10 protein-coding genes and 1 pseudogene are annotated in these 11,841 nt (G+C 73.2%); 7 read left to right on the forward strand and 4 right to left on the reverse strand.

The features are described from left to right. Positions 1–262 (reverse strand): annotated as a pseudogene (locus ACFWFI_RS33795) (hypothetical protein); the annotation flags it as partial. A gap of 271 nt (positions 263–533) precedes the next feature. On the opposite strand from ACFWFI_RS33795, the gene ACFWFI_RS33800 reads away from it, so the two are divergent. From ACFWFI_RS33800 to ACFWFI_RS33820, 5 genes are read left to right on the forward strand one after another with little or no spacing between them, the layout of a single operon-like run. Continuing rightward, entirely contained in the window at positions 534–1,793 is a 1,260-nt protein-coding gene (locus tag ACFWFI_RS33800) for a prenyltransferase/squalene oxidase repeat-containing protein (protein WP_387397849.1), read from the forward strand. After that, positions 1,790–2,467, forward strand: a complete 678-nt coding sequence (locus tag ACFWFI_RS33805; RefSeq protein ID WP_387397851.1) for an SCO2322 family protein — start codon at positions 1,790–1,792, stop codon at positions 2,465–2,467. The genes ACFWFI_RS33800 and ACFWFI_RS33805 overlap by 4 nt, the downstream gene beginning before the upstream one ends. After that, positions 2,464–3,609 carry an energy-coupling factor transporter transmembrane component T family protein gene (locus ACFWFI_RS33810; RefSeq protein WP_387397852.1) on the forward strand — a complete coding sequence of 382 codons (1,146 nt, stop codon included), beginning with the start codon at positions 2,464–2,466 and terminating at the stop codon, positions 3,607–3,609. Before ACFWFI_RS33805 ends, ACFWFI_RS33810 begins: the two co-directional genes overlap by 4 nt. After that, positions 3,606–5,321: an ABC transporter ATP-binding protein gene (locus ACFWFI_RS33815; RefSeq protein WP_387397854.1), complete on the forward strand. Its 1,716-nt coding sequence runs from the start codon at positions 3,606–3,608 to the stop codon at positions 5,319–5,321. The genes ACFWFI_RS33810 and ACFWFI_RS33815 overlap by 4 nt, the downstream gene beginning before the upstream one ends. Next, complete coding sequence (locus ACFWFI_RS33820) at positions 5,318–6,136, forward strand: ECF transporter S component (protein ID WP_387397856.1); 819 nt, start codon at positions 5,318–5,320, stop codon at positions 6,134–6,136. The genes ACFWFI_RS33815 and ACFWFI_RS33820 overlap by 4 nt, the downstream gene beginning before the upstream one ends. Here the strand turns inward: ACFWFI_RS33820 and ACFWFI_RS33825 are convergent, their stop codons facing one another. The 3 genes from ACFWFI_RS33825 to aroQ are packed head-to-tail and all read right to left on the reverse strand — an operon-like array spanning position 6,137 to position 9,307. Next, positions 6,137–7,957: a bifunctional sugar phosphate isomerase/epimerase/4-hydroxyphenylpyruvate dioxygenase family protein gene (locus tag ACFWFI_RS33825; RefSeq protein ID WP_387397858.1), complete on the reverse strand. Its 1,821-nt coding sequence runs from the start codon at positions 7,955–7,957 to the stop codon at positions 6,137–6,139. A 19-nt stretch (positions 7,958–7,976) separates the two neighbouring features. Continuing rightward, positions 7,977–8,840 (reverse strand): shikimate dehydrogenase, encoded by an 864-nt coding sequence (locus ACFWFI_RS33830; protein ID WP_387397859.1) that lies wholly within the window; start codon positions 8,838–8,840, stop codon positions 7,977–7,979. Further along, positions 8,837–9,307, reverse strand: a complete 471-nt coding sequence (gene aroQ, locus ACFWFI_RS33835) for a type II 3-dehydroquinate dehydratase (protein ID WP_387397861.1) — start codon at positions 9,305–9,307, stop codon at positions 8,837–8,839. Before aroQ ends, ACFWFI_RS33830 begins: the two co-directional genes overlap by 4 nt. Before the next feature lie 155 nt (positions 9,308–9,462). Here aroQ and ACFWFI_RS33840 point away from each other — a divergent pair, with 155 nt between their 5' ends. Both ACFWFI_RS33840 and ACFWFI_RS33845 read left to right on the forward strand, forming a co-directional pair. Next, positions 9,463–10,125, forward strand: coding sequence for a TetR family transcriptional regulator (locus tag ACFWFI_RS33840; RefSeq protein WP_387397863.1), 663 nt, complete (start codon positions 9,463–9,465; stop codon positions 10,123–10,125). A gap of 212 nt (positions 10,126–10,337) precedes the next feature. Then, complete coding sequence (locus ACFWFI_RS33845) at positions 10,338–11,711, forward strand: MFS transporter (RefSeq protein ID WP_387397865.1); 1,374 nt, start codon at positions 10,338–10,340, stop codon at positions 11,709–11,711. Positions 11,712–11,841: the final 130 nt, after the last annotated feature.

The following is an 11,841-nucleotide window of genomic DNA, read 5'->3' on the forward strand; positions in this document are numbered from 1 at the left end:
AGCCGGTCCAGGGCGCGACGCAGTTCAGCCAGTCGCCCTTCGGCAGTCCCGCCGCGGACGTGTCCCCGGGCGGGAGGCCTCCCGCCCGGGCGAAGCCTGCTATCTCGTCGGCGACGATCCCCGAGGTGAACGGCAGGGTCGGTTCCGGGGAGGGGGGCGGGGCGCTCTCGCTCTCCCCCGTCAGGCCGCAGCCCGCCGTCACCGTCATGAATCCGGCCGCCACGACGGCGCCGGCCGCCCTGCCTCTTCTGCTTCCGCGCACTGGATGCTTCCCACCCCGGTCGTTCCTCCCCACGGGCACGCGCCCGTGTGACCCCCGCCGGAGTTTCGCATGGGCTCTGACCTGCTGGGAAGGCCCGTCGCCCACCGGGTACGACTGTCCGCCCGGAGGGGGTCGGGAGTGCCCCGGTAGAGTGGGCGGATCGTCATCATGCCCGTACAGGGGGAAGCCGGTGCGAATCCGGCGCCGACCCTTCCCCGCACGCTCGGCCAGCTCGAGCAGGGGAAACCCCATTCGAGAGGCCCAGCCCGCCATGTCCGTACGCCGCCGCGCGGCCGCGCTCGCGATCACCGCCGTGCTCTGTGGAGCAGCCGCCCCGGTGGCGGTCGCCGCGCCGAGTCCGTCCCCGTCCCCCTCCGCACCGGACCTTCCCGCGGGGCTGTACGGCACCAAGGACCCGACGTACGACGGGGTGTGGCGTCAGTCGCTGGCCTTCCTCGCCCAGAAGATCGAGCTGGTCACGCCGGCCACGAAGTCGGTGGACTGGCTCGTCGGCCAGCAGTGCGACAGCGGGGCCTTCGCCTCCTACCGCGACGCCTCCGAGCCCTGCGACGACAAGACGGTCGCGGACACCAACGCCACGGCGGCGGCCGTCCAGGCCGTGGTCGAGCTCGGCGTGCACCGTGAGGTCGTGGACAACGGGGTCGCCTGGCTGAAGTCCGTGCAGAACGAGGACGGCGGCTGGGGCTACAACCCGGGCAGCCCGAGCGACGCCAACTCCACCGGCGTCGTGACCGGTGCGCTGGCCCGGGCGGGCGTGCCGCTCGCCGACATCACCACGTCGGGCGGGAAGACGCCGTACACGGCGTTGCAGACCTTCGCGCTGCCCTGCGGCGGCGAGGACGGCGGGGCGTTCGCCTACCAGCCGGACAAGGACGGCAAGCTCACCGCCAACGCGGACGCCACGGCGGCCGCGGTCCTCGGCGCGATGGGCAAGGGCCTGGCCGCGGGCAACTACAACGCGGTGAAGGCCCCCGTCTGCACCGAGGGTGCCGGCCTCACCCCCGAGCAGTCCGCGCAGAACGGCGCCTCCTACCTGGCGAAGGCCCTTGCCGGTTCGGGGTATCTGGAATCGCCGCCGATGCCGGGCGCCGAGGAGTCCGCGCCGCAGCCGGACTTCGGCAACACGGCGGACGCGGTCGTGGCGCTGGCGGCGTCCGGCCACAAGGACAAGGCGGCCGGAGCGGTCGAGTATCTGGAGAAGCACGCTCAGGGCTGGGCCAAGGAGGGCGGCCCCGCCGCCACCGCCCAGCTGGTCCTCGCCGCCCACGCGACCGGCACCGACGCCCGTGACTTCGGCGGCGTCGACCTCGTCAGGCAGCTCAACGCGACGGGCCCGGCGCCCGCCGCCACCGCCGTGCCCTCGCCGACCGCGACGGCGCCTTCGAAGCCCGCGGACACGAGCAGCGACGACGAGGGGCTCGGCCTCTGGTGGATCATCGGCATCGGTCTCGCCTTCGGCGCGGGCATCGGTTTCCTGCTCAGCGGACGCCGGAAGAACCAGCAGCTGTGAGGCGCCCCGGCACGGCGGCGCTGCTTCTCCTGATTGGCGCCGTCCTGGCCGTGCTGGGCGCGGGCAACGCGCAGGCGGCCGGCTACCGCTACTGGTCGTTCTGGGAGAGCGACGGCGGGAAGAGCTGGATGTACGCCACCCAGGGCCCTTCCGTGGTCCGGCCGGACGACGGCGCGGTGCAGGGCTTCCGATTCTCGGTGAGCGAGGACTCCCAGGATTCCGCCCGGCCGCGCCGCGCACCGGACTTCGGGGCCGTCTGCGCGGACACCCCGGCGAAGGACGGCCTCAAGCGGATCGCGCTGGTCATCGACCCGGGTACGACGGCCGACGCACCTGACGGCGAGAAGCCGCCCCCGCTCCGTACCGCCTGCGCCCGGGTGGCGCCGGACGCGAGCACGGCGGAGGCCCTCGCCTCGGTGGCGAAGCCGCTGCGCTACGACAGCTCCGCGATGCTCTGCGCGATCTCGGGCTATCCGCACTCGGGCTGCGGTGAACAGACCGGGGACAGCGGGTCCGGGCAGGCCTCCGACCCGGCCGAGGCGTCCTCCGCCGACGGCGGCCCCGCCACAGGCGGCGGCTCCGGCGGCGGGCCGTCGGTGGGTGTGCTCACCGGCGTGGGCGCTGTGCTCGTCCTGGGTGTCGCCGCTGTGCTGCAGGCCCGCCGCCGCCGATGACCCGCTCCACCGGTCCGGCCCGGCTCCGCCCTGCCCTGCGCGCCCCCGGGGCCACCCGCGGCAACGCGCTGCCGGCCGGGGCCTGGTGGCTGTGGGCACTCGGGCTGGCGACCGCCGCGTCCCGTACCACCAACCCGATACTGCTCGGACTGCTGGTGGGGGTGGCCGGGTACGTGGTGGCGGCGCGCCGTACGGACGCGCCGTGGGCCCGTTCGTACGGGGCGTTCATCAAGCTCGGGCTGTTCGTCGTGGGCGTGCGCCTGGTGTTCTCCGTCTTCCTCGGCTCGTCCGTCCCCGGTTCGCACACCCTGTTCACGCTGGCCGAGGTGCCGTTGCCCGACTGGGCCGAGGGGGTCAGGATCGGCGGCCGGGTCACGGCGGAACAAGTGGTCTTCGCGCTCTACGAGGGCGCGAAGCTGGCCACCCTGCTGATCTGCGTCGGCGCCGCGAACTCGCTGGCCAATCCGGCGCGGCTGCTGAAGTCCCTGCCCGGCGCCCTGTACGAGGTGGGGGTCGCGGTCGTCGTCGCGATGACGTTCGCGCCGAACATGGTCGCCGACGTGGCACGGCTGCGCACGGCCCGCCGGCTGCGCGGCCGTCCGACCGGCGGGGTCCGCGCGGTGCTCCAGATCGGGCTGCCGGTGCTGGAGGGCGCGCTGGAGCGCTCGGTGGCCGTGGCGGCGTCGATGGACGCGCGGGGGTACGGGCGCACCGCGCAGGTCCCGCCCGCCGTCCGGCGGACCACTCATGTGCTGACGCTCGGCGGGCTGCTGGGCGTGTGCGCGGGCACGTACGGGCTGCTGGCCGCGCAGGGCGCCACGCACGGGCTGCCGTTGCTGCTGGCCGGACTCGCCGCGGCGACGGCCGGGATCGGGCTCGGCGGGCGCCGTTCGGTCCGTACCCGCTACCGGCCGGACCGATGGGGCGTACGCGCCTGGCTCGTCGCGGGCTCGGGCGCGGCCGTCGCGGCGGTGATGATCTGGGCGGGTGCCGCGGACCCGGACGCCCTGCGCCCCGGTGTCGTACCGCTCACGGCTCCCGTCCTTCCGCTGTGGCCCGCCGCCGCCGTGCTGATCGGGCTGCTGCCCGCCGCGGTGGCACCGCTTCCCCCTTCCCCCTCGGACTCCAAGGAGCGCGCATGATCCGGTTCGAGCAGGTCTCGGTGCGGTACGAGGGCGCCGAGCGCCCCACCCTGTCCGGGGTCGACCTCACGATCCCCGAGGGCGAACTGGTGCTGGTCGTCGGCCCTTCCGGTGTCGGTAAGTCGACTCTGCTGGGTGCCGTGTCCGGTCTCGTGCCGCACTTCACCGGTGGGGTGCTGACCGGCCGGGTCACGGTCGGAGGCCGTGACACCCGCACGCACAAGCCGCGTGAACTCGCCGATCTGGTGGGCACGGTGGGCCAGGACCCCCTGGCGCACTTCGTGACGGACACCGTCGAGGACGAGCTGGCGTACGGCATGGAGTCGCTGGGCCTCGCCCCGGACGTCATGCGGCGCCGTGTCGAGGAGACGCTGGATCTGCTGGGGCTCGCCGAACTGCGTGACCGGCCGATCGCCACGCTCTCCGGGGGCCAGCGGCAGCGGGTGGCGATCGGCTCGGTCCTCACCCCGCACCCCAAGGTCCTGGTCCTCGACGAGCCGACGTCCGCCCTGGACCCCGCGGCGGCCGAGGACGTACTGGCGGTCCTCCAGCGGCTGGTGCACGACCTGGGCACGACGGTGCTGATGGCCGAACACCGGCTGGAGCGTGTGGTGCAGTACGCGGACCAGGTCCTCCTGCTGCCCGCGCCCGGCGCCGCGCCGGTGATGGGCGCGCCCGCGGACATCATGGCGCTCTCGCCCGTCCGGCCGCCGGTGGTGGCCCTGGGCCGGCTGGTGGGCTGGGATCCGCTGCCGCTGTCGGTGCGCGACGCCCGGCGCCGTGCGGTGGACCTGCGGGAACGGCTGGCCGACGTGGAACCGCCGGCGCGTGAGGCCTCGGCGGACGCCGTGGTGGCCCCGCTCCCCGCTCCGGCCGCGGCCCGCCCCGGTCTCCTGGACCGGCTGCTCGGCCGTCGTCCGGGCACGGCCCCGGCGAAGCCCCCGGTCCAGGGCGCCGCCACTCTGGTCGAGGGGCTGGGGGTGCGGCACGGGCGGGTCCAGGCGCTGCGCGGGGTGACGCTCTCCGTCGCGCCGGGCGAGACCGTGGCCCTGATGGGCCGTAACGGCGCGGGAAAGTCGACGCTGCTGTCGACCCTGGTCGGGATGGTCCAGCCGACGACGGGCTCCGTCCTCGTCGGCGGTCTGCACCCGTCCCGTACCCCGCCGCGCGAAATGGTGCGCCGGGTCGGACTCGTACCGCAGGAACCACGCGATCTGCTGTACGCGGACACGGTCGCCGCCGAGTGCGCGGCGGCCGACTCCGACGCGGGCGCGCCCGGGGGCAGCTGCCGGGCGCTGGTCTCGGAGCTGCTGCCCGGGGTGCCGGACGGCGTCCACCCCCGTGATCTCTCGGAGGGCCAGCGGCTCGCGCTCGCCCTCGCCCTGGTGCTCACCGCCCGCCCCCCGCTCCTCCTCCTGGACGAGCCGACGCGCGGCCTCGACTACGCGGCGAAGGGTCGGCTCGTCGGCGTACTGCGGCGGCTGGCCGCCGAGGGCCACGCCATCGTCCTGGCCACGCACGATGTGGAGCTGGCGGCGGAGCTGTCGCACCGGGTGGTGATCCTGGCCGACGGTGAGGTGGTCGCCGACGGCCCGACCCGGCAGGTCGTGGTCTCCTCCCCCGCTTTCGCCCCGCAGACCGCGAAGATCCTGGCGCCGCGGCAGTGGCTGACCGTGTCACAGGTACGCACGGCTCTGGAGGGCCTCGCGTGACGACACGGTCCGCCCGCCCTGTACGGCTCGGTCCGCACGCCGTGGCCGCGCTCGTCCTCGTCAGCGCGGTCGGACTGGTCGGGTTCGGCTGGCCGCTGCTGGCGGGCGCGGAATCCGGTCTCGCCCACGCGCAGGACGCGCCGTGGCTGTTCGCCGTCCTGCTCGTGCTGCTCGTCGGGGTCGTCCTCGCGACGATCGCGGACTCCGGTCTGGACGCGAAGGCCGTCGCGATGCTGGGGGTACTGGCCGCCGTGGGGGCGGCGCTGCGTCCGCTCGGCGCGGGGACGGCCGGCCTGGAGCCGATGTTCTTCCTGATGGTGCTGAGCGGACGGGTGCTGGGCCCCGGCTTCGGCTTCGTGCTCGGCTCGGTGACGATGTTCGCCTCGGCGCTGCTCACGGGCGGGGTCGGGCCGTGGATGCCGTTCCAGATGCTGTCCATGGGCTGGTTCACGATGGGCGCGGGCCTGCTGCCCGGCCCCGACCGCCTGCGCGGCCGGGGCGAGCTGCTGATGCTCGCGGCGTACGGCTTCGTGGCGGCCTTCGCCTACGGCACGGTGATGAATCTGTACGGCTGGACGATCGTGCCGGGGCTCGGTTCGGGAATCTCCTTCGTCGCGGGCGACCCGCTGCACGAGAATCTGGTCCGCTTCCTCGCCTACTGCACCGCCACCTCGCTCGGCTGGGACCTGGGCCGGGCCGTGCTCACCGTGGCCCTGACCCTGGCCGTCGGCCCCACGCTGCTCAGAGCCCTGCGCCGGGCCACCCGTCGCGCCGCGTTCGACGCCCGGGCCGGCTTCGAGGGCCTCGCGGACTGATCACTCGGCCAGCGCGTGCTGCGCGGCGAGCCTGACGGCGGCGTTCCGGGCGCCGTATCCGTCGTATCCGCCGCTGCGCTCGACGAGTTCGAAGAAGACGCGGCCGGTCGTCACGGTGTAGCAGTGCCGGAACTCCCCCTTCTCGTCGCGGTCGTAGAGGATGCCGAGTTCGCGGTAGGTGTCCAGCTCACCGGGGGCGAACTCGTAGCGCGCGGCCAGGTCGTCGTAGTAGTTGGCGGGAACCGGCAGCAGCCGGGCGCCGGCGGCGAGGGCGCGGCGGACCGTGGCGACGAGGTCGTCGGTGACCAGGGCCACGTGCTGGGGGCGCCCTCCTCGGGCCGGGTCCTCGGTGGGGGACGCCCCCACGCCGAGGGCGATGCGCACGGTGCCGTCCTCGTTGCTGGCGGCTCGGCTGCGGAGCAGGCCGTACGGGTCGGCGAGGTCGACGCTCGCGTGCGGGCGGAGACCGAGCACGCCGCGGTGGAAGAGGGTCGCCTCGTCGAAGTGGTGCCAGGGCTGGGTCAGAGCGACGTGGTCGACCCGGGTGATCCCGATGGGGTCGGGGGTGTGCGCGGCGGGCGCGAAGTCACCGGTCCAGCCGGCGCGTTCGACGCCTCCGGAACGCCCGGTGTCCCCGGAGCGCTCTGTGACGCAGAAGAAGAATTCGGTGCCGTCGGGCGCGGCCACCGCGTCCAGCGGGGCGTCGCCGGGGGCGCGGCGCCGGGGCAGGACGGGGGCGAGCAGCGACTCGGCCCGTGCGGAGGCCCCCGCCGGGTCGGGGCTCTCCAGGCCCACCGCGGTGAGCGAGGGTTCCGGCCGGTGGCTGCCGGTGTCGGTGTTGAGCAGGATGCGGGCCTCGCCCTGTTCCCAGAGGTCCACCGGCTTACCGGAGTGCCTGGCCGTACGGGAGAAGCCCAGCGCGGTCAGCAGGGGCGCGATCCTGGCCGTGTCGGCCGTGGCGATCTCGACGAAGGCGAACCCGGTGGGGACGACCGGTGCCGGGGGCGCGGTCAGTCCCGCCGACTCCTGGAGCAGCGTCAGCGAGCGCCGGGCGTCCACCGCGGTGCGGCCGGCGTCCGCCTGGCGGAAGACGTCGTTGAACACCTCCAGCGAGAGGGGCCCGTCGTATCCGGCGCGGACGGCCGCGCGCACCAGCCCGGTGACGTCGAGGTCGCCCTGGCCGGGGAAGCAGCGGTGGTGGCGGCTCCACTGCAACACGTCCAGGGCCATCTGCGGGGCGTCGGCGAGCTGGAGGAAGAAGATCTTGTCGCCGGGGATGGCCTCGATCCCCTTGACGTCGGAGCCCCTGGCCAGGATGTGGAAGCTGTCCAGGCAGACCCCGAGGGCGGGATGGTCCGCGGCCTCGACGATGCGCCAGGCGTGCTCGTACGTGCTGACGTGGCGGCCCCATGCCAGCGCCTCGTACGCGACCCGGATACCGGACTCCTGCGCGAGGTCCGCCAGCCGTCGCAGCTGCTCGGCGGCGAGGGCGTCGTCGTCGACGGCGGACGGCGACACGCTGGAGCAGACCAGGACGGTGTCGGCGCCCAGCCGCCGCATCAGCCGGAACTTGTGCTCGGCTCGCCGCAGGTTGCGGGCGAACTCGTCGGCGGGGACGGCCTCGATGTCGCGCATCGGCTGGTAGAGATCGATCGTCAGACCGAGGTCGGCCGCCCGCTCCCCGATCTCCTCCGGGCCGAGCGGACTTCCGATCAGGTCGTTCTCGAAGATCTCGACGCCGTCGAAGCCCGCGCGCGCGGCCGCGGTGAGTTTCTCGGTGAGCGTTCCGCTGAGCGAGACGGTGGCGATGGACGTTCGCATGTCGGTCCTCCTGCGGGCTTCAGTGTGCGGACGTGAGGTCGCCGATGTCGGCGAGCATGCGCGCGGTGTCGGGTTCACGGCCGGTGAAGAGCCGGAAGGAGTCGGCGGCCTGGTAGGCGGCCATGCCTCCACCGTCGAGGGTGGGGCAGCCGAGGGCGCGGGCGGTGCGGACGAGTGCGGTCTCCAGCGGCCGGTAGACGACCTCGGCGACCCACAGCCCGGGGTGCAGCAGGTCCGCGGGGAGCGGGAGTCCGGGGTGGGCGGCCATGCCGATCGGCGTCGCGTTGACCAGGCCGTCGGCGCTCGCCGTCTGTGCCGCGATGTCCAGAAGGTCCGCGGCGGCGGCACGGCCGGAGCCGAAGTGGTGGTTCAGGGAGGCCGCGAGGGCCGCCGCCCGGTCGGGCAGGGCGTCGAGCACGGTGAGCCGGCCGGCGCCGAGGGCGAGGACGGCATGAGCGACGGCGGCTCCGGCACCGCCCGCTCCCAGCTGCACCACCCGTTCCAGCGGCGCGTCGGGCAGACCTCGTGCGAAGGAGGCGGCGAAGCCGGTCGCGTCGGTGTTGTGGCCGATCGCGAGGTCCCCCTCGAAGACCACGGTGTTGACCGCACCCAGGGCCTCGGCCTGCGGCGAGAGGGCGTCGAGGTGGGCGAGGACCTGCTGCTTGCAGGGATGGGTGACGTTGAGGCCGTCGTATCCCATGTCGCGTGCGGAGCGGACGAGTTCACCCGTCCTCTCCGGTGCGACGCCGAGCGTGTCGATGTCGATGAGGCGGTAGAGGTAGCGCAGCCCCTGCCGGTCCGCCTCGCGTTCGTGGAGCGCGGGGCTGAGCGAGGGGCCGATGCCGGAGCCGATGAGGCCGACGAGATATGAGTCCGGGCTCACCGGTTCTCCTCCAGGAGCTGGGCGAGGTGGGTGAGCGCCAGGGCGTATCCGTGGGCACCCGCCCCGCAGATGACGGTGTCGGCGACGGCCGAGACGTAACTGTGGTGGCGGAAGGACTCCCGCCGGTGGATGTTCGAGAGGTGGACCTCCACGACGGGCAGCTCCACGGCGGCGAGCGCGTCCCGCACGGCGACCGAGGTGTGGCTGTACCCGGCGGGGTTGATCACGATGCCCCGGTGCGCGGTGCGGGCTTCATGGATCGCGTCGATGAGCACACCCTCATGGTTGCTCTGCCGGCAGTCGGCACGCAGCCCGTGGGCCGCCGCGGTGCTCCGGCAGAGCTCGTCGATCCCGGCCAGGGTGTCCTTGCCGTACACCTCGGGCTCGCGCAGGCCGAGCAGACCGAGATTGGGTCCGTTCAGCACGAGGACGGGGACGCCTGGGGGCGGGACCGGGGGCTTCGGCATCGTTCACTTCCCGTTGACACATCGAGTTAATGTACGGACTGGTTAGTTAGTCATACCGAAAGACGGCCGCCCAGGGAAGACCCCGGGCCGAATCCGCCACCCGGGGCACCGGCTCTAGAATCGCGAGCACGCACCGCCTGCCGCGAAGGATCCGGATGACCAGCACCGAAGGACCTGCCCAGCCCGCCGTGCGGACCCGCGACGCGGCGCGCACCAGGGCCGAGATCCTCACCGTGGCGACGCGGGAGTTCGCCCGCCTCGGTTACGCGGGCGCCCGGGTCGACGAGATCGCCGCCCGCACACGCACCACGAAGCGGATGATCTATTACTACTTCGGCGGCAAGGAGCAGCTCTTCACCGCGGTCCTGGAGCGGGCGTACACCAGGATCCGCGAGGCCGAACAGCTGCTGGACGTCGAGCACCTCGACCCCGTGGCGGCGGTCCGCCGACTGGCCGAGGTGACCTTCGACCACCACGAGGACCATCCGGACTTCATCCGCCTGGTCAGCATCGAGAACATCCACGAGGCCGAACACATCGCCGCCTCGGCCGAGTTGAGCCGCATCAGCTCCCCGGCGATCGAGGTCCTGCGGCGCATCCTCGACACGGGGCGCGCGTCGGGACTGTTCACGGCGGACGTCGACGCCGTGGACCTGCACGCGATGATCAGCTCGTTCTGCTTCTTCCGCATCGCGAACAGGCACACCTTCGGCGCGCTCTTCGGCCGCGACCTGGTGGACGCCGGCCGGCGCGAGCACTACCGGACCATGCTGGGCGACATGATCATCGCGTACCTCACGGCCGACCGGGCGGCGTGAAGCGGGGCCGGCGAGGCGGGGCCGACAGGGACTTTTCGGGAGCATCGGGGCCGGACGTCCGAACGGCCCGGGTCCGATCCTGCGCGAACCCTTGACAGGGGCGTCAACTGCTCGCAACATCCGTAGCCATCCACAACTAACTATCTAGTGCGTTAATTAGCCGCGTCCGCTCGCGCCCCTCCCCGCACGGAACGTCCCCGAAGGAGCCCGCCGTGACCGCTCACGACCCTTCCGCCGGTCCCCCGCCCCAGCCGCAGGCCCAGCCCCGTAAAGCCGCGCTCGCCGCCTGGATCGGCAGCGCGCTGGAGTACTACGACTTCTTCATCTACGGCAGCGCGGCGGCGCTGATCTTCCCCGAGGTCTTCTTCGACGAGTCCGATCCGGCGAACGCGACCCTGCTGTCGCTGGCCACCTTCGGTGTCGCCTACGCGGCCCGTCCGGTCGGCGCGCTCTTCCTCGGACATGTCGGGGACCGGCTCGGCCGCAAGAAGATCATGGTCTTCACGCTGATGCTGATGGGCCTCTCCACCTTCCTCATCGGCTGTCTGCCCACCAGGGACCAGATCGGCGGGGCCGCACCCGTCCTGCTCGTCCTCCTGCGCGTCATGCAGGGCATATCCGCGGCGGGCGAGCAGGCCAGCGCCAACTCGATGAGCCTGGAACACGCACCCCAGCACCGGCGCGGCTACTTCACCAGCTTCACCATCAACGGGACCCAGGCCGGTCAGCTGATCGCGACCCTGGCCTTCATCCCGGTCGCCGCCCTGCCCGAGGAACAGCTCCTCTCCTGGGGCTGGCGCATCCCGTTCTGGCTGAGCGTCGCGGTCGCGGTCACCGGCTACGTCATCCGCCGCACCCTGGAGGAGACCCCGGTCTTCACCAAGCAGGCGGCGACCGAGGGCGTGGCGAAGATGCCGCTCGCCGTGCTGCTGCGCGACCACTGGGCCGACGTGCTGCGGGTCGTCGCAGCCGCCGTGATCGCCACGGTCAGCACGATCTTCACCGTCTGGGCCCTGTCGTACGCGACCAGCGACGCCGTCGGCCTGAGCCGCACCGGCATGCTGTGGGTGGGCGCGCTGGCCAATGTGGTCGCCCTGTTCACCATCCCGCTGTGGGCCCGGCTCTCCGACCGCATCGGGCGCCGGCCGGTCTTCCTCGTCGGGGCGGTCGGCAGCGCGGTGGCTATGCCTCTGTACCTGTGGGCGATCTCCACCGGAAGCTATCCGCTGACACTGATCCTTGGAGTGCTGGTCTTCGGCGTCGTCTACAGTGCGGCCAACGGCATCTGGCCCGCCTTCTACGCCGAGATGTTCCCCACCCGGGTCAGGCTCTCGGGCATGGCGATCGGCACCCAGACCGGCTTCGCCATCGCCGGCTTCGCCGTTGCCTTCGCCTCGCAGATCGCCGGCCCCGACGGCGACAACTGGGCCGGCGTCGCCCTCTTCGCAGCCGCGCTCTGTGTGCCGCCGGTCGTCGCGGCGCTCTCCGCCCGCGAGACGGCTCATGTGGAGACGGAGCAGCTCGGGGAGCGGGGCACCGAGGCCGCCGCGGATGCCGCGGATGCCGGAGTCTCGGTCAAGGCCTGACCCCCGTCACGGCACCGCCCCGGCGCTGAGCCGTTCGAGTGGCGGAACCTCCGTTCCGGGCGGACGCTTGGAGACGCGGCGATCCACGCCGAAGGGGTGCGGGCACGGCTCTTCAGAGCCGCTCCCGCAC

Origin of the sequence: Streptomyces sp. NPDC060209, assembly GCF_042728155.1 — a bacterium.
GTDB lineage: Bacteria > Actinomycetota > Actinomycetes > Streptomycetales > Streptomycetaceae > Streptomyces.

What these genes read in the sequence shown, in the direction of transcription:
- ACFWFI_RS33800 (WP_387397849.1), top strand. Translation starts at nt 534, where the DNA reads ATGTCCGTACGCCGCCGCGCGGCCGCGCTCGCGATCACCGCCGTGCTC.
- ACFWFI_RS33810 (WP_387397852.1), top strand. Translation starts at nt 2,464, where the DNA reads ATGACCCGCTCCACCGGTCCGGCCCGGCTCCGCCCTGCCCTGCGCGCC.
- ACFWFI_RS33815 (WP_387397854.1), top strand. Translation starts at nt 3,606, where the DNA reads ATGATCCGGTTCGAGCAGGTCTCGGTGCGGTACGAGGGCGCCGAGCGC.
- ACFWFI_RS33825 (WP_387397858.1), bottom strand. Translation starts at nt 7,957, where the DNA reads ATGCGAACGTCCATCGCCACCGTCTCGCTCAGCGGAACGCTCACCGAG.
- aroQ (WP_387397861.1), bottom strand. Translation starts at nt 9,307, where the DNA reads ATGCCGAAGCCCCCGGTCCCGCCCCCAGGCGTCCCCGTCCTCGTGCTG.
- ACFWFI_RS33840 (WP_387397863.1), top strand. Translation starts at nt 9,463, where the DNA reads ATGACCAGCACCGAAGGACCTGCCCAGCCCGCCGTGCGGACCCGCGAC.